General features: G+C 37.2%; 23 protein-coding genes. 8 read left to right on the top strand and 15 right to left on the bottom strand.

What is annotated here, in order from left to right; all coding sequences use genetic code 11:
* Positions 1-128 precede the first annotated feature (128 nt).
* From RBU60_RS03585 to RBU60_RS03550, 8 genes are all read left to right on the top strand, one after another.
* Positions 129-1,367, top strand: coding sequence for a PSP1 domain-containing protein (locus RBU60_RS03585; RefSeq protein ID WP_308863296.1), 1,239 nt, complete (start codon positions 129-131; stop codon positions 1,365-1,367).
* On the top strand, positions 1,360-1,884 hold the full coding sequence (locus RBU60_RS03580) for a gliding motility lipoprotein GldH (RefSeq protein WP_308863295.1): 525 nt from the start codon (positions 1,360-1,362) through the stop codon (positions 1,882-1,884). Before RBU60_RS03585 ends, RBU60_RS03580 begins: the two co-directional genes overlap by 8 nt.
* Positions 1,862-4,189, top strand: a complete 2,328-nt coding sequence (locus RBU60_RS03575) for a penicillin-binding protein 1A (protein ID WP_308863294.1) — start codon at positions 1,862-1,864, stop codon at positions 4,187-4,189. Before RBU60_RS03580 ends, RBU60_RS03575 begins: the two co-directional genes overlap by 23 nt.
* Positions 4,190-4,201: 12 nt before the next feature.
* Positions 4,202-4,900: a CoA transferase subunit A gene (locus tag RBU60_RS03570; RefSeq protein ID WP_308863293.1), complete on the top strand. Its 699-nt coding sequence runs from the start codon at positions 4,202-4,204 to the stop codon at positions 4,898-4,900.
* Positions 4,901-5,072: 172 nt separating this feature from the next.
* On the top strand, positions 5,073-5,426 hold the full coding sequence (locus tag RBU60_RS03565) for a four helix bundle protein (protein WP_308863292.1): 354 nt from the start codon (positions 5,073-5,075) through the stop codon (positions 5,424-5,426).
* A gap of 40 nt (positions 5,427-5,466) precedes the next feature.
* Complete coding sequence (locus tag RBU60_RS03560; protein ID WP_308863291.1) at positions 5,467-6,120, top strand: CoA transferase subunit B; 654 nt, start codon at positions 5,467-5,469, stop codon at positions 6,118-6,120.
* Between the two features lie 2 nt (positions 6,121-6,122).
* On the top strand, positions 6,123-6,500 hold the full coding sequence (locus tag RBU60_RS03555; RefSeq protein ID WP_308863290.1) for a PH domain-containing protein: 378 nt from the start codon (positions 6,123-6,125) through the stop codon (positions 6,498-6,500).
* A gap of 46 nt (positions 6,501-6,546) precedes the next feature.
* On the top strand, positions 6,547-7,008 hold the full coding sequence (locus tag RBU60_RS03550) for a GNAT family N-acetyltransferase (protein ID WP_308863289.1): 462 nt from the start codon (positions 6,547-6,549) through the stop codon (positions 7,006-7,008).
* A 166-nt stretch (positions 7,009-7,174) separates the two neighbouring features.
* On the opposite strand, the gene RBU60_RS03545 is transcribed toward RBU60_RS03550, so the two are convergent.
* The 15 genes from RBU60_RS03545 to RBU60_RS03475 form a co-directional block, all read right to left on the bottom strand.
* Positions 7,175-8,032, bottom strand: a complete 858-nt coding sequence (locus RBU60_RS03545) for a sterol desaturase family protein (protein ID WP_308863288.1) — start codon at positions 8,030-8,032, stop codon at positions 7,175-7,177.
* A 2-nt stretch (positions 8,033-8,034) separates the two neighbouring features.
* A complete protein-coding gene (locus tag RBU60_RS03540; RefSeq protein ID WP_308863287.1) occupies positions 8,035-9,723 on the bottom strand; it encodes an ABC transporter ATP-binding protein in 1,689 nt (562 codons plus the stop codon).
* Positions 9,724-10,181: 458 nt separating this feature from the next.
* Positions 10,182-10,895 carry a 3'-5' exonuclease gene (locus RBU60_RS03535; RefSeq protein ID WP_308863286.1) on the bottom strand — a complete coding sequence of 238 codons (714 nt, stop codon included), beginning with the start codon at positions 10,893-10,895 and terminating at the stop codon, positions 10,182-10,184.
* A 166-nt stretch (positions 10,896-11,061) separates the two neighbouring features.
* The gene (locus RBU60_RS03530) at positions 11,062-12,810 is read right to left on the bottom strand and encodes a DUF4153 domain-containing protein (protein ID WP_308863285.1); all 1,749 of its coding nucleotides are present in this window, start codon (positions 12,808-12,810) and stop codon (positions 11,062-11,064) included.
* A gap of 9 nt (positions 12,811-12,819) precedes the next feature.
* The gene (locus RBU60_RS03525; RefSeq protein WP_308863284.1) at positions 12,820-13,962 is read right to left on the bottom strand and encodes a serine hydrolase domain-containing protein; all 1,143 of its coding nucleotides are present in this window, start codon (positions 13,960-13,962) and stop codon (positions 12,820-12,822) included.
* Between the two features lie 284 nt (positions 13,963-14,246).
* Entirely contained in the window at positions 14,247-15,206 is a 960-nt protein-coding gene (gene rlmF / locus RBU60_RS03520; protein ID WP_308863283.1) for a 23S rRNA (adenine(1618)-N(6))-methyltransferase RlmF, read from the bottom strand.
* A 156-nt stretch (positions 15,207-15,362) separates the two neighbouring features.
* Complete coding sequence (locus tag RBU60_RS03515) at positions 15,363-15,845, bottom strand: methylated-DNA--[protein]-cysteine S-methyltransferase (protein ID WP_308863282.1); 483 nt, start codon at positions 15,843-15,845, stop codon at positions 15,363-15,365.
* Positions 15,826-16,932, bottom strand: coding sequence for a CNNM domain-containing protein (locus RBU60_RS03510; protein WP_308863281.1), 1,107 nt, complete (start codon positions 16,930-16,932; stop codon positions 15,826-15,828). Before RBU60_RS03510 ends, RBU60_RS03515 begins: the two co-directional genes overlap by 20 nt.
* A 301-nt stretch (positions 16,933-17,233) precedes the next feature.
* Entirely contained in the window at positions 17,234-17,677 is a 444-nt protein-coding gene (locus RBU60_RS03505) for a hypothetical protein (RefSeq protein ID WP_308863280.1), read from the bottom strand.
* 96 nt (positions 17,678-17,773) lie between these two features.
* Complete coding sequence (locus tag RBU60_RS03500) at positions 17,774-18,124, bottom strand: hypothetical protein (RefSeq protein ID WP_308863279.1); 351 nt, start codon at positions 18,122-18,124, stop codon at positions 17,774-17,776.
* 62 nt (positions 18,125-18,186) lie between these two features.
* The gene (gene hemB, locus RBU60_RS03495; RefSeq protein ID WP_308863278.1) at positions 18,187-19,176 is read right to left on the bottom strand and encodes a porphobilinogen synthase; all 990 of its coding nucleotides are present in this window, start codon (positions 19,174-19,176) and stop codon (positions 18,187-18,189) included.
* Positions 19,177-19,393: 217 nt separating this feature from the next.
* Positions 19,394-20,299 (bottom strand): oxygen-dependent coproporphyrinogen oxidase, encoded by a 906-nt coding sequence (gene hemF / locus RBU60_RS03490; protein WP_308863277.1) that lies wholly within the window; start codon positions 20,297-20,299, stop codon positions 19,394-19,396.
* The gene (locus tag RBU60_RS03485; protein ID WP_308863276.1) at positions 20,289-20,789 is read right to left on the bottom strand and encodes a DUF6973 domain-containing protein; all 501 of its coding nucleotides are present in this window, start codon (positions 20,787-20,789) and stop codon (positions 20,289-20,291) included. The genes hemF and RBU60_RS03485 overlap by 11 nt, the downstream gene beginning before the upstream one ends.
* Complete coding sequence (hemE, locus tag RBU60_RS03480; protein WP_308863275.1) at positions 20,777-21,802, bottom strand: uroporphyrinogen decarboxylase; 1,026 nt, start codon at positions 21,800-21,802, stop codon at positions 20,777-20,779. The genes RBU60_RS03485 and hemE overlap by 13 nt, the downstream gene beginning before the upstream one ends.
* Positions 21,795-22,445, bottom strand: coding sequence for a uroporphyrinogen-III synthase (locus tag RBU60_RS03475; protein WP_308863274.1), 651 nt, complete (start codon positions 22,443-22,445; stop codon positions 21,795-21,797). The genes hemE and RBU60_RS03475 overlap by 8 nt, the downstream gene beginning before the upstream one ends.
* Positions 22,446-22,454 lie beyond the last annotated feature (9 nt).

The following is a 22,454-nucleotide window of genomic DNA, read 5'->3' as shown; positions in this document are numbered from 1 at the left end:
ATCTCATTATATTTTCTCAGGTTTACCAGCCTCACAATAAATTGGTATATTTACCCTTTTAAAAGAAGTATTAATTTTTCAATACACGTGGTGTAGAGTGCTGCGATGTATTTCAATATATAGAACATATGGGGTGTGGAAGTTGCTCGACCGGAAAAGACGGTCAGCCAAAAGGATGTAAGAATAATGGGACCTGCGGAACCGATGGATGTAATAAACTTACTGTTTTCGATTGGTTATCAAATATGGCTTTGCCCAATGGGCAAGAAGCTTTTCAATGTGTAGAAGTACGTTTTAAAAACGGAAGAAAACACTTTTTCAAAAATACAGAAAAGCTTACCTTAAGTATGGGCGATGTGGTAGCAGTAGAAGCTTCATCGGGTCATGATGTGGGCGTGGTTACTCTTACGGGGGAATTGGTTCGCGTACAAATGAAAAAAAAGCGAGTAAAAGTAGATAGTGAAGAAGTACTTAAAATATATAGAAAAGCCTCTCAAAAAGATATTGATATTTGGCAAGCGGCAAGAGAACGAGAAGAGCCTATGAAGGTTCGTGCTCGTGAGATTGCAATCCGTCTTCAGTTAAAAATGAAGATTAGTGATATTGAGTTTCAGGGAGATGCTTCTAAAGCCACTTTTTATTATACAGCCGAAGAACGCGTAGACTTTAGACTGCTAATTAAAGAATTTGCACAAGAGTTTAGAACGCGTATAGAAATGCGACAAATAGGTTTTAGGCAAGAAGCTGCCCGTCTAGGCGGAATTGGTTCTTGTGGTCGGGAATTGTGTTGTTCTACTTGGTTGACAGATTTTAGAAGCGTGACTACTTCTGCGGCTAGGTACCAGCAGTTATCTTTAAATCCGCAGAAATTAGCGGGACAATGCGGAAAGTTAAAATGTTGTTTAAACTATGAGTTAGATTCATATTTAGATGCGCTTAAAGAATTTCCTAGACAAGATGCCAAATTACAAACGCAAAAGGGAACCGCAGTTTGTCAGAAAATAGATATTTTTAAAGGCTCGTTGTGGTATGCTTACGAAGGAGAGTGGATGAATTGGCACGAGCTTACCAAAGACCAAGCTAAAATCATTATCCAAGCAGCAAAAGACAAAAAACCTGTTGCAAGCTTAGAAGAGTTTGCTACTCAGCTTCAGCAAGAAGTAGAAATCGACTTTAGCAATGTGGTGGGTCAAGATAGTTTAACGCGTTTTGATAAGCCAAAATCATCTCAAAATAAAAAGAAAAGAAAAAAGAAAAGAAAGCCTCAAAAAGCGAACGCAAACACGAATAATAATCCAAAAGCTGGACAAAAAAAGCCACAGAAAAAATCAAATCATAAAAAAAATAATACCTCTAAAGATGCGTAAATTAGGAGTATGGTTCTTAGGGGTTGTATTCGCAGTAAGTATGGTTTCTTGCGATTCTAATCAGGTTTATGATCAATATAAAAGTATTCCTGAGGCCTGGTCAAAAGATTCACTTGTAGAGTTCGAAATAAAAAATTTAGATAGTTTACAGACGTATAACCTATTTTTTAACGTTAGGAATAGTAGTGCGTATAAGTACAATAACCTGTTTTTAATTTCGAATATGAAATTTCCCAATGGGAAGCAGGTTACCGATACCTTAGAGTATGAAATGGCTTATCCGAACGGAAAGTTTATGGGAGCGGGCGCTGGAGAGATTAAAGAAAATAAGCTTTGGTATAAAGAAAAGGTAAGGTTTTTGGAAGAAGGAACCTATACGGTTACTCTAGAACAAGCGATGCGAGAAAACGGAGAGGTAGAAGGAATACAACAGCTGGAAGGAATTTTAGAAGTAGGTTTTAGAATAGAAAAAACAACTCATAACACACATAAAAGTGGCAAAAACACAGTCAAATAAAAAAGAGAAGAAGGAAAAAAATTCTTTTAGAAAGTACATTGGTATTTTTTGGAAGCTTTTTGCTTTGGGAATTGTTTTAATTGTAGCGATTTTCTTGATGGCAGGGTGGGGAATGCTAGGAGAGATGCCAAGCTTTGAACAGTTGGAGAATCCTGAAACCAATTTAGCAACAGAAGTTTTTTCCTCAGACGCGCAGACGCTGGGGAAGTATTATAATGAGAACCGTACACCTATCAAGTACGAAGAATTGCCTTCTAATTTAATCAACGCTTTGGTAGCTACCGAAGACGTAAGGTATTATAACCATTCGGGAATTGATGCCAAAGGAACCATAAGAGCGGTTGCTTATTTGGGAACTAACGGAGGAGCAAGTACCATTTCACAGCAGTTGGCAAAACAATTATTTACAGGGATAAGGTCTAGAAATATTTTTGAAGCGGTCACCCAAAAAGTTAAAGAATGGGTAATTGCGGTTCGCCTAGAACGCAGTTATACCAAACAAGAAATCTTGGCGATGTACTTTAACATCTACGATTTTAACAATAACGCCGTGGGAATTAGATCTGCTTCTCGAATTTACTTTGGCGGTAAAGATCCACAAGAGTTAAAAGTAGAAGAAGCTGCTGTATTGGTGGGAATGTTTAAAAACTCCTCTCTTTACAATCCGCGTAGAAATCCTGAAGGAGTAACCAACAGGAGAAATGTGGTGTTGAAACAAATGGAAAGAGCAGAGTTTATTACAGAACAAGAAAAAGACTCACTTCAAGCACTTCCTTTAGAAATCGACTACCGTCCCGAAAGCCATCAGTCTGGATTAGCAACCTATTTTAGAATGTACTTAAGAGACTTTCTAAAAGGTTGGGCCAAAGAAAATCCGCAAGCAAACGGAGATACTTATAATATTTATAGAGATGGTCTTAAGGTGTATACCAGTATTGACTCGAGAATGCAAACTTATGCCGAAGAAGCGGTAGAAGAGCATATGAGAAACCTTCAGCGGGAGTTTGATAAGCAAAATGTGAAAAATAAAACGGCTCCGTTTAGAAAAATCTCTTCAGATGAAAGAGATCGCATTATGGAGCGCGCGATGAAAAATAGTGTGCGTTGGTGGGAAATGAAAAATAAAGGCATTTCAGAAGATAAAATAAGAGCCTCTTTTGATAAAAAGACTCCGATGTCTGTTTTCGCCTGGAACGAGAAGAAAGAAAAAGACACCATTATGACGCCTAGGGATTCTATTCTTTACTACAAATCTTTTCTAAATGCAGGAATGATGTCTATGGAGCCTCAAACTGGCGAAGTAAAAGCTTGGGTAGGAGGAATCGATTTACGACACTTTAAATATGAACACGTAAAACAAGCGCGTAGACAGGTAGGTTCTACCTTTAAGCCTTTTGTGTATGCAACGGCCATAGACCAATTACATCTTTCGCCGTGTTACGAACTTCCCAATACGTTACACACGATTCCTGCAGGAAAACATGGGGTGACTAAAGATTGGACACCAAAAAACAGTGGAGGAAAATATGGTGGTATGGTAAGTCTTAAGTACGCTCTAGCCAACTCTTTAAACACGATTACTTCGAGATTAATAGATAAAATTGGACCAGAGCCAGTCATCGATTTATTGGATAAGTTGGGAATGGATACTAGAAATATAGATCCTGTTGCCGCAATAGCATTGGGTTCTGTAGATTTAAGTGTTTTCGAAATGGTTTCGGCCTATAGCACCTTTGCCAATAAAGGAGTCTATGTGAAACCCGTGATTGTAACGCGTATAGAAGATAAAAATGGAACGGTGCTTTATCAACACGTTCCAGAAAGTAGAGATGTGATGAGTGAAGAAGCGGCTTACGTGACCATTAATTTGATGGAAGGTGTAACCCAAGGCGGATCTGGAACCCGATTAAAAACGACCTGGTCTCCTCCTTATTATAAAGATGTCGTTACAGGACACCCTTATGCATTTAAGAATCCTATTGCGGGTAAAACAGGGACTACACAAAATCAAAGTGATGGATGGTTTATGGGAATTGTTCCTAATTTAACTACTGGAGTTTGGGTAGGTGGAGAAGATAGATCGGTTCACTTTCCTGGGATAAGATACGGGCAAGGAGCAACGATGGCACTTCCTATTTGGGGACTTTATATGAAAAAAGTCTATGAAGATGAAGACTTAAAAGTTTCTGATGGCGCTTTTGAAAAACCAGAAGAGCTTACGATTGATATCGATTGTGATACCAGTTCATCAGAAAATGCAGCGACAGAAGCTGGAGAAGAAATTACAGAAGAACTAGATCTATAAAAATATATTCTTATGATAAGAAAGACAGTAAATAATGTAGAAGAAGCCTTAGAAGGCATTCAAGATGGAATGACTTTTATGCTTGGCGGATTTGGACTTAGCGGAATTCCTGAGAACTCCATTTCAGAATTGGTAAATAAAAATGTAAAAGACCTCACTTGTATTTCTAACAATGCAGGTGTAGATGATTTTGGATTAGGTTTATTGCTGAAGAAAAATCAAATCAAGAAAATGATCTCTTCTTATGTGGGAGAAAATGCCGAGTTTGAGCGCCAGATGCTTAGTGGAGAACTGGATGTAGAATTAACTCCGCAAGGTACTTTGGCAGCAAAATGTCAAGCGGCACAACAAGGTTTTCCTGCAATTTTTACCCCTGCAGGATATGGAACCGAAGTAGCCGAAGGAAAAGAAGTACGTGATTTTGACGGAAAAATGTATGTATTAGAAGAAGCTTATAAAGCAGATTTTGCTTTTATCAAAGCTTGGAAAGGAGATGAAGCCGGAAACCTTATTTTTAAAGGAACGGCAAGAAACTTTAATCCTTGTATGTGCGGAGCTGCAAAAGTGACCGTTGTTGAGGTAGAAGAATTGGTAAAACCGGGAGAGTTAGACCCAAATCAAGTTCATATTCCAGGAATCTTTGTACAGCGTATTTTCCAAGGAAAAGATTACGAAAAGAGAATAGAGCAGAAAACGGTGAGGGAAAAATAATTAATTTGAAAATGTGCTAATTTGAAAATTTTTTAATGTGGCAATGTGTTAATTAGAAAATGCGCTAAAGCGACGATTTGAAGATGCACCATTGTGTTGATTTGAAAATTAGGTAATTTGAAAATCGAGGCATCATAGATTAATTTAAAGGAGCTAATGATTGAATTTGAACATGAGAAATGACAAAGAAAATATAATTGTCAAAAAGAGTTTCGATTTTTCATTGGCCATAATGGAGTATACCGAAGAGTTAAGAAAACTTCACAGGTACGAACTTTCTTCTCAACTTTTTAAAAGTGGGACCTCCATAGGAGCAAACGTGTGGGAAGCTCAAAATGCGGAAAGTAAGAGAGATTTTATTCATAAATTAAAAATTTCGGCTAAGGAAGCAGATGAGACCTTGTACTGGTTAAAACTTTGTGAAGCCTCTTCAAGTTATCCTGCTCCGTCAAAATTTTTAGTAGAAGAAATAGAAGTAATTATAAGAATACTTTCGAAAATTATAAGCTCGAGTAAAGCTTTATAATTTTCAAATTATTAAATTGTATAATTTTCAAATTGAAAAAATGTTAGATAAAAACGGAATAGCGCAACGCATAGCAAAAGAAATAAAAGACGGGTATTATGTCAACTTAGGAATTGGGATTCCTACTTTGGTGGCCAATTTTGTAAATGACGATATAGACGTAGAGTTTCAAAGTGAAAACGGGATTCTAGGAATGGGGCCTTTTCCTTTTGAAGGAGAAGAAGATCCAGATTTGATCAATGCTGGGAAACAAACCATCACCGCATTACCAGGCGCTAGTTTCTTTGATTCGGCGATGAGCTTTGGGATGATTCGTGGAAAACACGTTGATCTTACTATTTTGGGCGCAATGGAAGTGGCCGAAAATGGAGATATCGCCAACTGGAAAATCCCCGGGAAAATGGTGAAAGGAATGGGAGGCGCGATGGATTTGGTCGCTTCCGCGGAAAACATTATCGTTGCGATGATGCATACCAATAGAGCTGGAGATTCTAAACTATTAAAGCGTTGTTCGTTACCGCTTACAGGGGTAGGATGTGTGACAAGAATTGTGACCAATCTGGCAGTTTTAGAGGTGACCGAAAACGGATTCAAACTATTAGAAAGAGCTCCGGGAGTCAGTACTGAAGAAATTCAAAAAGCAACGGAAGGAACATTAGTAATCGAAGGAGAAATTCCCGAAATGAAACTTTAAAGATGGGATTATTCAATAGCATTCTAGGAAATTCCAGTGAAGTTTCTGTAGAGAAACTTCTTGAAAAATACGGTCGTTTATTGGTAGAAGGAGAAGATATAGAAATAGGTTTTAAACTGTTTCGAGATACTTTTATGTTTACCAATAAACGTTTGGTGCTAATTGATGTGCAAGGCCTTTCGGGGAGTAAAGCCGAATACAAATCCTTGCCTTACAAAAACATCTCTAGGTTTTCTTTAGAAACCGCAGGAACCTTTGACCTAGATGCCGAACTTAAGATTTGGATTTCTAGTGAAGACCTTCCTTCCGTAAGTAAAAAATTTAATAAAAGTATTGATGTGTACGAGGTGCAACGTTATTTGGCACAGAAAGTACTTTAACAAAAGCCTCTAGGTAAGACTAGATTTCATTTTTTCTCTTTCTCCTATGAATGAAAACGCAATACATATTCGGGTTTATAGAGAGAAAGACCAACCCGCTTTAGTAGCACTTCTAAAACTCAATACACCTACCTACTTTTCTGTAGAAGAAGAAAAAGATTTCATCACCTATTTAGAAACGGAACGCGAAGACTACTTTGTGGTAGAACTTGCTCATAAAATTGTAGGCTGCGGCGGAATAAACACAGAGGGCAATATAGGCATTTTAAGCTGGGCTTTTATTCATCCCCAATACCAACAGCAAGGCATAGGAAATCAATTGATTACTTACCGAATAAAGCATCTTCTTCAGCAAAAGAAAAGTTCAAAAATTATCGTCCGCACCAGCCAATTGGTGTATCCTTTTTTCGAGAAAAACGGATTTAAAGTGATGGAAGTGAAAAAAGACTATTGGTCTAAAGGTTTTGATTTATACTTGATGGAATATCAAAACTCTTGCATAATTTAATCAAACGTCATTAAATAAGGTGGCTCTAGTCTAATAGTGCGTTGATAAGATTTTGGTTTGTCATTTAGAATGAAGAATCTTTATGCTAAAAGAAAAGATTCCTTCTAGGTCGAAATGACAGAAAAATGGAAGGCTAATTGCTTTATTAAACTACAGCCAATACGATTTATTCATACTTCTTTAAAGAGCTAGGCGATTGAAATAAAATAAGCGTTGCTTTTTTAATACTCCCGGCTCTCTTCATATTCTTAAAAATATCTACCCACACGTGAAATACCAGTTTCACCGGATTGTAGTGTTTAGGCTGTTCTAAAATTCCATAGACGGCTTGTTCATCTTCCGGTTGAAAAGTCCCAAAAATTCTGTCCCAAAAAATAAAGGTAGATCCGTAGTTTTTATCTAAATAATGTTCGTTTTTTCCGTGATGTACGCGGTGGTGAGAAGGCGTTACAAAGATATAACTGATCCATTTTGGAAGCGTTCTTATATACTCGGTATGAATCCAGAATTGGTATAAAACCGCAATTTGGTGACATATAAAAAAGATGACGGGATGAAATCCTAAAAAACTTATCGGGAGAAAGAAAACCACTTTTATTTGTTGCGTCCAAGAAAGTCGGAAAGAGGTAGATAAATTATACTTTTCTGAATTGTGGTGCGTCACATGTGTCGCCCAAAAAATACTGGTTTCATGTCCAAATCGATGCGCCCAATACCTAAAAAAGTCTAGCACGATAAAACAAAGAATGGAAGTCGCCCAATTAACGGGAATACTCCAAGGCACAATATTATACACCCAAATCACCGATCCAAACAGCAAGGTTTTGATAAACAGGTTTTGAATCACAGATACGAGTCCGATGCTTAGGGAAGCAAAAAAATCTTTCTTCTCGTAAAGCTCTTTTTTCTGTTTCCAGCTAAAATAAAACTCAAGTAGCGCGAGCGCAATTAAAACTGGCGCAGCGTATAAAATTAAATCTGGGGCACTAGACATCACTTTGTCTAGCGTAATCTTCTCTTTCATAATTATAATCCTTTTGGTATCGCATCAATCAATTCTTGCGTATACTCTTTTTCTGGGTGTGCATAAACCTTGTCGGCATCACCGCGTTCTACAATTTCTCCTTTATTCATAACTAAAAGTTGGTCGGCCATATATTTTACTACTGCCAAATCGTGAGAAATGAAAATATACGTAAATCCAAATTTCTCTTTCAACTCATTTAACAAGTTTAACACTTGCGCCTGCACCGAAATGTCCAACGCAGAAACCGATTCGTCACAAATAATGAGTTTGGGCTCTACCGCAATGGTTCGTGCAATTCCTATCCGTTGGCGTTGTCCGCCGCTAAATTCATGCGGGTATCTATAAAAATGCTCTTCCTCCAAACCTACGCGTTTTAATAACTCGAGTGTTTTTGCTTTTCGCTCCTTTTTGTTTTTATACAAACCATGCACTTCCATAGGCTCCATAATCGCTTTTCCCACTGGAATACGCGGATTTAAAGAAGAAAAAGGATCTTGAAATATCAACTGAATCTCTTTGCGCAGTTTTCTAAGTTCTTTTTTAGGAAGCTGTGTAATGTCATTCCCTTTATACCATACTTGCCCAGCCGTTGCGGGAGTTAATTGTAAAATCACATCTCCTAGCGTAGATTTTCCGCAGCCAGATTCTCCCACCAAGCCCAAAGTTTCTCCTTCGTAAATTTTAAAACTTACGCCGTTCACCGCTTTTACGGTATTTGGTTTTTGAAAAATCCCAGCCTTAGAGATAAACTCTTTTTCTATATTTTTTACTTCTAATAATGCAGGCTGACTGTAAATCTTTTCGTGTCTATCTTCTCTTTCTTGAAGAGTTTCTAAAACACTTTGGTCTTTTCTATCTATAAAATCTTTTACCGTAGGCAAACGTTTTAAGCGTTCCTTAGTATTCGGTTTTGACGCCAATAAAGCCTTGGTGTATTCCTCTTGTGGATGATGAAAAATCTCTTTGGTCGTGTTTTGCTCCACAATAGAACCGTTTAACATGACTAAGACTCTGTCAGCAATTTCAGAAACCAAAGCCAAGTCGTGAGAGATAAACAAAATACTCATTCCGGTTTCTTTTTGCAGCTCCTTTAAGAGGCTTAAAATCTCTTTTTGCACCGTTACATCCAAGGCGGTTGTCGGTTCATCTGCAATGAGTAATTTGGGTTTGCAAGCGATGGCCATCGCAATCATTACCCGCTGTTTTTGTCCGCCGCTAATTTGATGAGGATAAGATCCGAAGATACTTTCTGGTCGGGGTAATCTTACTTTTTCGAAGAGTTCTAAGGTTTTTTGTTTCGCTTCCGCGGAAGTGATTCCGGTATGCCTTAAAAGAATTTCTTGTACCTGAAAGCCACATGTTAATGAAGGATTCAAAGAGCTCATGGGTTCTTGAAAAATCATGGAGATTTCATTTCCGCGTAAGCTTTGCATTTCTTTTTCTGGAGTAAGCGCTAAATTTTTTCTTAGAAAATGAATTTCTCCTTTACTGATTTTCGCAATGGGAGGCAATAATTTTAAAATACTCAAGGCCGTAATCGATTTTCCAGAGCCAGACTCTCCCACGACGCCTAAAATTTTATTTTTATACAATTGAAACGAAATATTATGCAGCACCACCTTCTCTAAATCATTAGAGGTAAAGCTAACTTCCAGCTCTTTTACGTTAAGTAATTCTTGTGGGTGCATAAAGAAATCAATCGATTTTAAAGTAAACCGAAAAATACAAATTATTTGAAGTTAAGCGATGCTCTTAAGGGTTTTTAACGATTAAGATAAACCGAACTAGAAGTAGATGGAGAACTCACATGCCACTGAATTCTATTTTTAAAAAGAAACTTTGTAGACTCTTTTCAGAAGAATCGTTAGATGAAAAAAACTTTTTATAGAATTAAAGACAAAATTTTTTAAAGAAAATGAAGAGAAATAAGTCTCTGAGTATGGAATTTCTAAATTTAATTGTTAATTTGGCTTATGGGTTTATGTAAGACCCCATAAATTGGCTTTCGGGCGGTGTTTATATGCTATATCTAGGAATGGTACTAAGGTCTATTCCTGTTTGAGATAAAACATGAAGCATCAATTTTTCATATGGGTAAAGCTCGGGGTGGTTCCCGGGCTTTTTATTTTTAGTGGCATCTTTTTTTTTAAACTGAAGTAATTTCAGATTCGTTCAAGAGTTTTTCTTGACGGAATTTCAAAAACACTTGTGCAATGGCTATGACATCTTTTTCGCAATAGCTCACAATGCGTTCCACATCCTTTTCTTTGTAAAAAACATCCCGCACTTGGGAGCCGTCAATATCATCTTTGGGAGAAGGAACTCCCAATATGTTGGTGAGTAATTTGAGAGAGGTGTAATGTTTATAATCACCAAACTTCCAAAGCTCGAGCGTATCGAGATGAGGAACTTCCCAAGGTTTCTTCCCGAATAAATCTAATTTTGAAGGCAATTCTATCTCGTGAATAATCATTCTGCGAGCGATGTAAGGAAAGTCAAATTCTTTTCCATTATGAGCGCAAAGCAAGTGCTGAGCCTGATTAAAATAGGTGTTCAATAAGTCTTTAAAATCTTGTAAGAGCTGCTTTTCTTCTCCGTAGAACGTCTTGATTCTAAAACTACGCTGATTTGCTTTAGGCGCAAAATAACCTACAGAAATGCAAACGATTTTACCAAATTCAGCCCAAATGCCGGCACGATCATAAAAATCTTCGGCGCTCACATCTTCTTTACGTTGGTATTGGGATTTGTGTTCCCAGAGTTGCTTTTTAACTTCGCTCAATTCCGCGTAAGCAGAAAATTCGGGTACGGTTTCAATATCTAAAAATAGAATATGTTCGAGTTGCAGTTTTTTGAGCATGCTAAATGGATTTACTCTTAAAGTTACAAAAATTATGATAACTGATATTTGTGATCTACCAAGACTTAAAACTTCAGACTAAAAGCATAGGCAATCCACTATCAAATACGTTGATTGCCTTCAACATTTCTATTTATACCAATCCTATTTTAAGGTAAAATTGGTATTAGTTGGTTTTAGTTTCAATAAGTAGATAGCCATCTAAATGAATTAGGCTAATAGAAGTTTTACTCGTTTTATTAAATCTTAAGTTTTTTAAAATCAATTTATAATTTCCTAAATCATTAGTAAAGCTATAGGACAATTCTTCTTGCGGCGCCTTATCTAGATCTTGATATTGTTTGATACTTTCAATTAAAGCGGCATCAATATCAAAATCTATCAAGATATTTTCTTGGTCTTTAATCACCAAATGATTTGCGTTGTGGGACATTTGATAGCGATGATCTTCGCTTCTTATTAGATGCATTTCTACCAAAGTCTGGTAACCCTCTATATTTAAGTAAACCTGTTGGTTATAATCGTGTTGATTGTAATAGTAATAATCGTTTTGATAGGTATTATGACTGGTAATGCTTTTGGCTTTGTCACCCCCGTAAAGAGAGTCCAATAATCGTTTACCAGCAGAATAACTATTTTCTATATAACTGGTTTTAAAGCCCAGTGTGGCGTCTAACTCGTGTAATTTATCCCTTTCTTTTAAATAGGTTGCAATATTTCTAAATTGCGAAGCTTCATCAAAAGAAATGAGCTCTTCTGGTTGAGATTTAATTTTGTTAACCAACTGTTTTAGTTCTCCTGCTTGAGCTCTCACCGATACATTAAAAGCACTCCAAGGCCCATAACTGGCAAGGATGCATAAAATAAATAGGGAAATGGGGATGAGACTTAATTTTTTCTTTTGGCTAATAATCATATACAAACTGATGCCCAAAATCCAAACAGCCAATACCACTAAGAAATACCTGTTTTCTGTAAAGTTATAATCGGTTAATCGTGTGTAGATAGCCACAAAAAGTAAAACCAGCAAAGGCAATAATAAAAAATAGAAGTAAGGATAGAACTTCCTAACCAAAGCGTTGGGATGTGTTTTTCTTACGGGTTCTATAATGATCTGAATGATAAAACCAATAATGGCGAGAATGGTGATGAGGTAAGAAACCCAACCCTGAGGGAGTTCCCAAAGCAATACAATTTTAACCGTGTATGCATACACAATAACTACATAAAGTACTAATATAGGAATGAGGATAAATTTTAAAAATACATCTAAAGCCTTGCTGTACCTAAGTTCTTGAGTGTTGTGGATTTTTTTTGGAAAATCTGACAAATAGATAAACGTGTTCACCACACCCAAACAAATTACATACAATTGGCCGTAAATATCATCGTTGATCGAGATGTTGAATAATTGATCTACCGCTAAAATAGCCAATGCCACACCACCAAATATTACAAAAGAAAACAACGCAGCTCTAGCGATACTAATTACAATATTTTGTAAATAATTCCAATAGTCTATTTTATCCCATTGTCTTAAAAAAGGTGCGAAAAACACAAAAATATGTCCTGCCAAGAAGAGCAAAAACCAACGGATATAAATAATGGGGTTGGATAAAAATTCTTCTTTGGGAAATGAAAAGTAATAGGTCGCCAACAAGCCAATGATCACTAATTTTACGAGCCAACCTATTCTTTTATCGCGCAAACTTTCTGAAAAGAATTGAGCACCAATCAACCAACTTACACCTAAGATTAAAGTGAGCATTTCTGCGGTATAATCGTCAAAAATGCGTGCTTCTGTGGCAATTAAAAGAACCACATAAATACTCCCCAATATAGACCACGTAATGGTAATGGGAAATCGCTTAAATGCGGCAATCGTTTTGGAAGGTAATTCGTTAAAGTATTTCATCGTTTTGTGTTAAAGTTGAAGCATGCTATAGGCTTCTTCCACGTAAGTGTAAAAATCATTTGTAAAAGGTCGGTCGTTTGAATATCCTCCGCGTTGGTGACCTAAACGTACCACAATTACATCATCTTCGGGAATGCTAATCACATATTGGCCCAAAATACCGCGCATCACAAACATTTTTTTGTTGAGGTGATTGCTTAACCAAAAGCCGTAACCATATTCCGGACTTTCTTTAAACCGGGGTTTTAAAGAAGTCGCCACAAAACTAGAATGCAACAAGGTTTCTTCGTTCCATTTTCCATGTTGCATGTAGAGTTTTCCAAATTTGGCAAAATCTCGTGCGTTACTGGCAATGCAGCAGTAGGCTTTTTCTTCTCCTTCTTGATCATCGTCCAATTGCCAAAACGCATCGGTTTGCATTCCCATAGGTTTCCAGAAACTTTCGCTTAAATATTTAGAAAGAGTTTTTTTACTTGCTTTTGCGATGATCATCGATAAAAGCTGCGTGTTTCCGCTAAGGTATTTATACGCTTTACCCGGTTCTTCTTCTACTTTTAAGGATAAAATCAAGTCTTTGATATCGTCATCTAAATAAGCCCGAGCAGTCATAGAAAACGGACTGTAATAATTTTCTTCCCAATTAAGCCCCGAAGACATCGAAGACAAATCGCCTACGCTAAGGCGAGTATCAAACTGCGGATAGAAATCTGCCACGGGTTGATCTAAGCCTTTTATAAAACCGTCTTGGATGGCTTTTCCTAAAAGTGCCGAGGTGATGCTTTTCGCCATGGAAAAGGAATTGGTATGCGAAGTTTTACTGTAACCTTCTGCGTAATGTTCATACCAAATGCTATCGTTTTTAATGATTAGGAATGCAACGCTGCCCAGTTCTTCGTTGGTAGATTTTAATTTTTGTGTCGCTTCCGCGGAATTATAATCGGAGTGTTGCGGCCAAGCTTGAGTTTCTTCTGAAGCTTTAATGGTACGATTATCAAACTCGGTATAATCGTCGATGTAAGCGGTTTTATAGCCTTTTAAGTAGGTGATTCTTACGCCTCGTAAAATATATTCCGCATCAAAAACGTACAATAAAAGAACGGCCAAGCCTAAAATAAAAACAAGACTGAGCAGAAGTTTTTTAAGAAATTTCATAAAAGCGTGCGAGGATTAGCATTAACATTTAAAGGTATTAAAAAATTAAAATTAACTTGGTGCTTTGCTGAGGTTTTGTGTTTGCTTCGCTTCTTTTTACCATTATACTTTTCTCTCACTCATTTTAATTCATCAGAAAAAGCCTTTTCCACTTCTCCGTAAAAAGAGTCATTTTAACAATAGAAAAAATGATAGTGGGTCTTTCTTAAGTCCCGCGTCTAAGAATCTCTTTAGTATAGAATTTTTCGGCTTATAAACATTTAAAACTACTTATTTTTTAACTATTACGACCACCTCATTTCTGCCCATTTTTTTTGCTCTGATGGAGAAAGAAATGTCCAAGCGATGATTCTACTGCTTTTATTCCCCGTTCCCATAGGAATCTCTTTGATTTCCTGAGCCTCTACTTTTTCTAATAATTTATGGAATCCTTTAAGGTGGGCTTGTTTGGAAACTAAAGTGGAAAACCAATGAATGTTTTTAGCAAACTTTCTACTTTCCCAAATCATATTCTGAATAAATTTAACTTCCCCGCCTTCATAAATTAATTCATGGCTAATCCCAGAAAAATTTTGTTCAGGGATTTCCATTTTCTTACCCGATAGGTTTTTTACTTTTCTCCGAGTTCCTTTTTGAGCTTCTTCCATCGAAGAATGGAATGGCGGGTTGCATACTACCACATCAACTTTCTCCTCTTCTTTAAGAATCCCTTGAAAAAAATTACGCGGATCTTTTTGTAACCTGCAATCAATATTTCCTTTAAGGGAAGGATTGGAATTGACAATGTTTTTCGCCGACGCAATCGATGTAGGGTCAATATCTGTCCCAATACACTTCCAGCCATATTCTGTAATTCCTATAATGGGATAAATGCAACTTGCGCCTGTACCTATATCCAAGCAGGTAATGTTGTCGCCTGTAGGTATTTTTTCCGAATGGTTTTTTGCCAATAAATCGGCGATATGATGAATGTAATCTGCTCTTCCAGGAATAGGCGGACATAAATTTTCGTCGGGGAAATCCCAGTTTTTTATGCCGTAATTATGATGAAGTAAGGCTTTATTTAAAAGCTTCACCGCAGCGGGATTAGTAAAATCGATAGATTCAACACCAAATTTATTGGGTTTGAGATGTGTTTTTAATTCAGGTTTTACCTTGATTAATGCGTTTAAATCATAGCGTTCTCGGTTTCTATTTCTGGCGTGTAATCTTGTTTTTTCCTGTTTTTGTTTTTCTGAAGGCATGATTTAATTTTAATGAGATGTTGATACTTATGAACATAAAAAATTGAATAGGAGTACTTAATAATTCCGTAAAGAAAAGTAGTTTTTCTATTTATAAGCTTACTCGGTAAATATACTGCAACGAATTATATGAACTCAAGTATCTATTTAAAAATCCTAAAACAAAGACTGTTGCTTTGCAGGACTTTCGTGTTCTAGGAGCCATTTTTTTCGCCAAAGTCCGCCCGCGTAGCCGGTAAGGGAACCGTCACTTCCTATTACACGATGGCAAGGAACGATAATCCATAAGGGGTTTTTTCCGTTAGCCGAAGCTACCGCTCTAATGGCTTTAGGGTCGCCCAGTTGTTTAGAAAGTTCTAAGTAAGACATCGTTTTTCCGTAAGGAATGGTGAGTAAAGCTTTCCATACGCGCTGCTGAAAATCGGTTCCTTGAGGTTGAATAGGAAAAGTAAACTCCTGAAGCTCTCCTTTAAAATAGCTTTCCAATTGCTGACCGGCTTCCAATAATTCTTGATCTTGAATGAGTGGTTGCGGAGCTTCAGACAAGATGCTAATTTTCTCTATGCCGTTCTCATTTCCTTCTATGAGAGCGGTTCCTATAGGAGTAGAAAGATGGTATTTATTGTTCGCTTTTTTCATTAGTGTCACCTGTAAATAATCCCATTTGCTTGGCGCGCTTTTCCCAATTTTTGCGAGCTAAAAGCTGCATGTCTTCCACATTATCACTCTCATCCATAATTTCGAGTCCTAAAAGCGTTTCAATAATATCTTCCATAGTGATGAGGCCTACCGTATTCCCAAATTCATCGGTGACCATGGCTAGATGGGATTTTTGGTCGATAAACAATTCAAAAAGTCTAGGAATAGGTGTCTCGTAGTGTGCGATTAAAACGTCTTTTTTTAATTGAAGCAGGGTATCGTCACCTTTTTCATCAATCATATGTTCTAAAATTTCATCTTTTAATACAAAGCCTGTAATGTTATTGGGGGTGGACTTATAAATAGGAATTCTAGAAAATTTTAAGTTCTTATGTGCCGAAATGAAATCTCGAATGCTAGTGTCTTCTTCCACCGTAAGCGCAACAGAAAACGGAGTCATCACATCTTTTGCTAAAACCGATTTAAAAACGAGCATGTTTTTAATGTAAGTAGATTCATTTTCTTGAAAAACCCCTTCTTTCTCGGCTGCATCGGTAATGGCCATAAATTCTTCCCGACTCATCGTATTCGCGTGTGCCGATTTTCCAATGAGTTTAGTCGTTAATAAAAGCAACCATAAAATACCGGTATACTTGAGCGGAAAAATAATAATTCGCAGTGTTTTTGCTGTGAAATTCCCTAAAGATTTCCAGTAACTAGCGCCAATGGTTTTAGGAATAATTTCTGATAAAATCAAAATGAGAATCGTCATGATAGCCGAAACTAGACCTACAAAATTGATTCCTAAAAAAGAATAATCAAAACCGCCTTCAATCGCCAGCTTCCCAGCTTGGTTTCCTACTAGGATAGCTCCTACGGTGTGTGCAATCGTATTGAGCGTTAAAATAGCCGTAAGAGGCACGTCTACATCTTTTTTAAATTCGGATAAGGTTTTAGCATAGCTTTTCTTTTCTTTAATTTTTATACGTACAAACGTAGGCGTAAAGCTTAATAAAGCGGCTTCAAGAATAGAACATAAGAAGGAAACGAAAATAGAAATAAAAGCATAAATGAGGAGTAGCGTCATGAGAGTATATTAATTTAGAACAAGGTAAAAATTAATATGACTGCAAGACTTAATTTTTATTTAAAATTTAAAATAAGCCGTTTAGTGTCCAATGTAATCAAGTAATAGTGCTAATGTCACGTCGAGCGCCAGCCCGAAAGAATTCATTCTGGCGGGGAGTCGAGACGTTTTGTTTAACTTTTCGACTGCGGCCTCCTGAAGCTTCGGGAGTGACAGAAACTAATTTTAGGAAAGAAAGCAGGTATACAGAAATTTAAAATAGGCTGCCTAAACGCTTTTTAAAACAGCCTATTTTTAAATACTAGCTCAATTTAGCTTGCCACTTTTGGGCGAGTTCGAGTTGTTCAACGGCAGAGGTTTCCGTATCCTCTTCCTCGAGATATAAATCAAATTGATGCGTCTCTTTTGGGGATTTAAACACCAACGCAATGCGCTCGATAGACTTGTCTTTTTTTCTTTTCTCTAGAAGTTCTACACTGTAATTTTTTAAGTTTAGAATGTGAATTTTTTTGTCTAGGCTCTCTAAATGTCCGTAAACAAGTTGTGCATGTTCCTCGTCAATGCCAATAAAAGCATTAGAGAATAGATCTATTTCTTTTAAATTGATTTGATGTGTGGCTGCTTTCTCTTTAATATTTTTTAAAGATGCTTTTTTTCTTCTCGATTTGCCCATTACGGCGTATGCCACGGGAGCTGTAAATAAGATAAGGAACAGCATTCCCAATTCTATAGATTGAATATCCATTATTGTATATTTTTTTAAGATGGTATTATCGCTTCCGCGGAAGCGAACTTTTTTTAATTCAGTAAGACGTCGCTATTGCGAGTAAAACCGAATCAATCAATAAAAAAAATGGAAGGGAAAGAGGTGTTCGTAAATTTGAGCTCTATGGTCTATAGAAATATAACTGACCAGTGGAGGCTCCACATAAGAAAATGTTTTTAAACTAAAATAAGTACTCGAGTAAGCATCAACATCCCATTGATTTTCAATATCGTAAGAAGGGCTTGCTACCGAAATTTCTTCTACCGCATAAAATTTTTGTGCATTAGAAGCCGAAGAAACTGTTTCTTGAACCGTATTTACAGCATCAAAAAGAGCATTACGATCTTTTGCCGCACTTGTTAAGGATAACAAAAGCACACAAAAGACCGTAAAAAATCTTAACGAATGTAAATACGTGGCGTTCATAAATTGGTTTTATACCAAATTAGATGTCTAAATTGACATAATCTAAAATCTTGCCAAAGATACTAAGAAATTAGTTTGGCAGCATCTTTTGCGAAATAAGTAGCAATAAAATCGGCTCCAGCTCTCTTAATGGCAGTAAGTTGCTCCATCATAACAGCGTCATGATCTAGCCAGCCTCTTTCTGAAGCGGCCTTAATCATCGCATATTCTCCGCTCACTTGATAAACTGACACGGGTACATTGACTTCATTTCTAATGTCACGCACAATGTCAAGATAGCATAAACCTGGTTTTACCATGACAATATCTGCTCCTTCTTCAATATCCATCAGGGTCTCTTTTACCGCTTCATCTCTATTGGCAGGATCCATTTGGTAGCTGTTCTTGTTTTTAGGAATGTCTTTGGCGTCTACCGGAGCAGAATCTAAAGCATCTCTAAACGGACCATAAAAAGCAGAAGCAAATTTGGCGCTATAACTCATGATTCCGGTATTGATGAAGCCTTCGGTTTCTAGCGTTTCACGCATCACCAAAATACGTCCGTCCATCATATCACTTGGCGCCACAAAATCGGCTCCTGCTTGGGCGTGAGATAAAGCCATATGTGCCAAGGCTTGCACCGACTCGTCGTTAAGTACGCGTCCGTTTTCAATAATTCCATCGTGACCGTACATCGAATAAGGATCTAAGGCAACATCGGTCATCACCAACATTTCTGGCACGGCGTTTTTAACGGTTTTAATGGCGCGTTGCATCAATCCGTCTGCGTTGACAGCTTCGGTTCCTTTATTATCTTTTAAGTGTTCTTCTACTTTTACAAAAAGTAAGACAGATTTTATGCCCAAATCCCAAAGCTCTTTAACTTCTTTAGCCAATAAATCTAGGCTAAATCTATAATAACCAGGCATGGAAGCAATTTCTTCTTTTTTCTGCTTTCCTTCAGTCACAAATATAGGAGCTTGAAAGTCCTTCGGACTTAAGATGTGTTGTCTTACCAAACTGCGAACCGCTTCGTTGGTTCTTAATCTTCTATTTCTTCTTAGTGGAAACATTTTTTTTAGCATTTAGCTATTGGCTTTCAGCCTTTAGCTTATTATTGATTTTACTTCTTCTACATGAAAAAGGATTTGTTATCCTTTGGCACTTTTTATAAAAAAAATTATTTGTGAGCGTTTTGCATTCCAAAATATTTATTTTTACTAACTACTAACTACTAACTACTAACTACTAACTACTAACTACTAACTACTAACTACTAACTACTAACTACTAACTCACCCAATCTTTCGGTTTCATCAATACCTTCAATAACTTCTCTTCTTCACTGCCCTCTTCGGGATGATGATTGTAATGCCATTGCACGTGTGGCGGTAAACTCATAAATATACTCTCAATTCTTCCGTTGGTTTTTAAGCCAAATAAAGTTCCTTTATCGTGAACCAAATTAAACTCTACATACCTTCCTCTTCGTATTTCTTGCCAGTCTCTTTGTTCTTTGGAATAATCGATATTTTTTCTTTTTTCTGCGATAGGAGCGTAGGCTTCTAAAAAGCTATTGCCTATTTCGGTTACAAAAGCATACCAGTCTTCAATAGATCTTTCATCGGTGCTTTTTAAGTGATCAAAAAACAAACCTCCAATGCCTCGGGCTTCATCGCGGTGTGAATTCCAGAAATATTCATCGCATTGCTTCTTGTATTTAGGATACAAATCTTTTCCGTGAAGGTCGCAAGCCTTTTTACAAACGCTATGAAAATGCTTGGCGTCTTCTTCAAAAAGATAGTAAGGCGTTAAATCTTGTCCGCCTCCAAACCATTGGTCGATGGTATTTCCTTCTTGGTCATACATTTCAAAATAGCGCCAATTGGCATGAACCGTGGGCAGCATCGGGTTTCTAGGATGAATGACTAAACTCAATCCACAGGCAAAAAAGTTGACGTCTCCTACTTTAAAATATTGTTGCATCGCAGGATCTAGAGGTCCGTGTACCGCCGAAATATTGACGCCGCCTTTTTCAAATACGTTTCCGTTTTCTATAACGCGTGTTCTTCCGCCACCGCCTTCATTTCTTTCCCAAAGATCTTCTTGAAATTTGGCTTTCCCATCAATTTCTTCCAGTTTTTGGGTAATTCGATCTTGTAATCCTTCTATGTAGTTGTAAAATTTATCTTTCATGAGCAATATAAATCAATTGTTGAGGTGCTTTTTTTGCATCTTCGGGAGATACAATTTTTAAAGCTTTCTTCATTTTTTGCTGAAGAACCGAGACAATTTGTTCTTCCTTAATTCCTTCTTCAAAAAGGACTCTACCTTGCTGATTGTTGTGCAAATCCATCGTTTTTGCAAGTAGCTCGTTGGGAGAAAGTCGCTCGTGTAAGTCGGTGATTCTTTTTGCCCAATTTACAGATTTCTTTACGGAATCATTTCCGCGGAAGCAATATTCAGCAATTAAAAAATTCCATAAGGCATGCCTAAAAGCATTCGTCTCATTGTCTTTGTGATGTGCGTTTCCGAATCGCCTGTCGCAAATCGCCATGCTATTTTTGGTCGCTTTATAGGTAGGTAGAATTGAGGTAGGATGTTGTATAGAAAGTTGGGCTAGCACCAAAAGTTGCTTGAACTTTAAATTTTTAATGCGAGCCCAAATTGCCATTATTCTTCCCATTCTTTTACGGCGTCCACAAATGCTTTTGCATTATCTACTGGAATATTAGGTAAAATCCCGTGTCCTAAATTTGCAATGTATTTGTCTTTTCCAAACTCGTTAATCATTTGGTGCACCATCTTTTTGATTTCTTTTGGTGGAGAAAATAATCTTGACGGATCAAAATTACCTTGCAAGGTGATGTTTCCACCACTTAAGTAACGCGCATTTCTTGGAGAGCACGTCCAGTCTACCCCTAAAGCCGAAGCTCCAGATTCACTCATTTCTTTAAGTGCAAACCAACAGCCTTTTCCAAAAGCAATCACGGGAGTTTCATCTTTTAAAGCATCAATTATTTGCTGCATGTATTGCCAAGAGAATTCTTGATAATCTACAGGAGAAAGCATTCCTCCCCAAGAGTCAAACAATTGTACGGCATCTACACCTACTTCTACTTTTCCTTTTAGGTAAGCAATCGTGGTGTCGGTAATTTTTTGCAAAAGCTGATGAGCTGCAACAGGATTGGTAAAACAAAACTCTTTGGCTTTGTCAAAATTCTTAGAACCTTGACCTTGCACTAAATAGCATAAAATCGTCCAAGGAGAACCCGCAAAACCAATTAAAGGAACCTCGTCGTTTAATTCTTGCTTGGTCATTTTAATCGCTTCGTACACGTAACCCAATTCTTCGTAAACATTGGGAACAACGATATCATCTACTTGCTTAGCCGTTCTTATAGGATCGGGAACCCAAGGCCCAACGCCGGGTCTCATTTCTATCTCTACGCCCATCGCTTGCGGAACTACCAAAATATCACAAAATAAAATTGCAGCATCTGTTCCTACTTGATGAATAGGCATCACTGTAATTTCGGTAGCCAGCTCTGGAGTTCTACAACGTGTAAAAAAGTCATACTTCTCTTTGAGCTTCATAAAATCTGGAAGGTATCTTCCCGCTTGCCTCATCATCCAAACTGGTGGACGTTCTACAGTTTCTCCTTTTAAGGCTCTTAAAAATAAATCGTTTTTAATCATTTTTATAGGTTTTTACCACTTGTACAATAACATTCTCGATAGTGGGTTGGTTCGCAATGATGATATTCTTGGTATACTTTTCTGCTTCTTTTGCTGTGGTGGTGCCAATGCAAAATGCCGTGGCCGATTTTATATCGTTGACCGCACAAAAACTTTTTACGCCACTGGGACTAAAAAACAGGATGCCATCAAACTCTTGAGAGAATTCTCTGTGATTTTCTAGGGTGTCGTAAACTTGTGTTTCCGTAAAGGAAATATTATTTATCTTTAATTGGGTAGGCAGTTCGTCTCTTCGTTGTTTTCCGCAGAAAAAATGAAATTCCTTAGCGGAATGAGTACTGCATATTTTTTGAGCTAAATCTTTTCCATAATCGGTAGATTCTATAATCTCTATGCCACTTTCTTGAAGTAGCTGTGTGGTTTTGATGCCCACTACAAAAGCATTTTTGATAGAAATTTTATCTTTTATGGCTTGCCAAGTATTTTTACTGGTAACGATGGCGTTTTCTACTTTTTGAGGAAAGAGAAGTTCTTTGTAAAAAGAAATACGGATAGCATCATACGAAACAAAGCTAATGTTTGCATTTAGCATCAATTGCTCTTGATGCTTGTCAAGTTTTTTAGTGCTGAGTATCGTTGGCATGATCAACTA

It is taken from the genome of Mesonia profundi, assembly GCF_031085155.1.
GTDB lineage: Bacteria > Bacteroidota > Bacteroidia > Flavobacteriales > Flavobacteriaceae > Mesonia > Mesonia profundi.
This window is presented reverse-complemented; position numbering and strand designations above follow the sequence as displayed.

Coding starts and splice junctions, on each gene's coding strand:
- RBU60_RS03500 (WP_308863279.1), bottom strand. CDS start 18,124: ATGAACGCCACGTATTTACATTCGTTAAGATTTTTTACGGTCTTTTGT.
- RBU60_RS03505 (WP_308863280.1), bottom strand. CDS start 17,677: ATGGATATTCAATCTATAGAATTGGGAATGCTGTTCCTTATCTTATTT.
- RBU60_RS03515 (WP_308863282.1), bottom strand. CDS start 15,845: ATGAAAAAAGCGAACAATAAATACCATCTTTCTACTCCTATAGGAACC.
- RBU60_RS03510 (WP_308863281.1), bottom strand. CDS start 16,932: ATGACGCTACTCCTCATTTATGCTTTTATTTCTATTTTCGTTTCCTTC.
- RBU60_RS03485 (WP_308863276.1), bottom strand. CDS start 20,789: ATGGGAAGAATAATGGCAATTTGGGCTCGCATTAAAAATTTAAAGTTC.
- hemE (WP_308863275.1), bottom strand. CDS start 21,802: ATGATTAAAAACGATTTATTTTTAAGAGCCTTAAAAGGAGAAACTGTA.
- RBU60_RS03555 (WP_308863290.1), top strand. CDS start 6,123: ATGGGATTATTCAATAGCATTCTAGGAAATTCCAGTGAAGTTTCTGTA.
- RBU60_RS03585 (WP_308863296.1), top strand. CDS start 129: ATGGGGTGTGGAAGTTGCTCGACCGGAAAAGACGGTCAGCCAAAAGGA.
- hemB (WP_308863278.1), bottom strand. CDS start 19,176: ATGTTTCCACTAAGAAGAAATAGAAGATTAAGAACCAACGAAGCGGTT.
- RBU60_RS03545 (WP_308863288.1), bottom strand. CDS start 8,032: ATGAAAGAGAAGATTACGCTAGACAAAGTGATGTCTAGTGCCCCAGAT.
- hemF (WP_308863277.1), bottom strand. CDS start 20,299: ATGAAAGATAAATTTTACAACTACATAGAAGGATTACAAGATCGAATT.
- RBU60_RS03550 (WP_308863289.1), top strand. CDS start 6,547: ATGAATGAAAACGCAATACATATTCGGGTTTATAGAGAGAAAGACCAA.
- RBU60_RS03560 (WP_308863291.1), top strand. CDS start 5,467: ATGTTAGATAAAAACGGAATAGCGCAACGCATAGCAAAAGAAATAAAA.
- RBU60_RS03525 (WP_308863284.1), bottom strand. CDS start 13,962: ATGAAATTTCTTAAAAAACTTCTGCTCAGTCTTGTTTTTATTTTAGGC.
- RBU60_RS03565 (WP_308863292.1), top strand. CDS start 5,073: ATGAGAAATGACAAAGAAAATATAATTGTCAAAAAGAGTTTCGATTTT.
- RBU60_RS03475 (WP_308863274.1), bottom strand. CDS start 22,445: ATGCCAACGATACTCAGCACTAAAAAACTTGACAAGCATCAAGAGCAA.
- RBU60_RS03540 (WP_308863287.1), bottom strand. CDS start 9,723: ATGCACCCACAAGAATTACTTAACGTAAAAGAGCTGGAAGTTAGCTTT.
- rlmF (WP_308863283.1), bottom strand. CDS start 15,206: ATGCCTTCAGAAAAACAAAAACAGGAAAAAACAAGATTACACGCCAGA.
- RBU60_RS03535 (WP_308863286.1), bottom strand. CDS start 10,895: ATGCTCAAAAAACTGCAACTCGAACATATTCTATTTTTAGATATTGAA.
- RBU60_RS03530 (WP_308863285.1), bottom strand. CDS start 12,810: ATGAAATACTTTAACGAATTACCTTCCAAAACGATTGCCGCATTTAAG.
- RBU60_RS03580 (WP_308863295.1), top strand. CDS start 1,360: ATGCGTAAATTAGGAGTATGGTTCTTAGGGGTTGTATTCGCAGTAAGT.
- RBU60_RS03570 (WP_308863293.1), top strand. CDS start 4,202: ATGATAAGAAAGACAGTAAATAATGTAGAAGAAGCCTTAGAAGGCATT.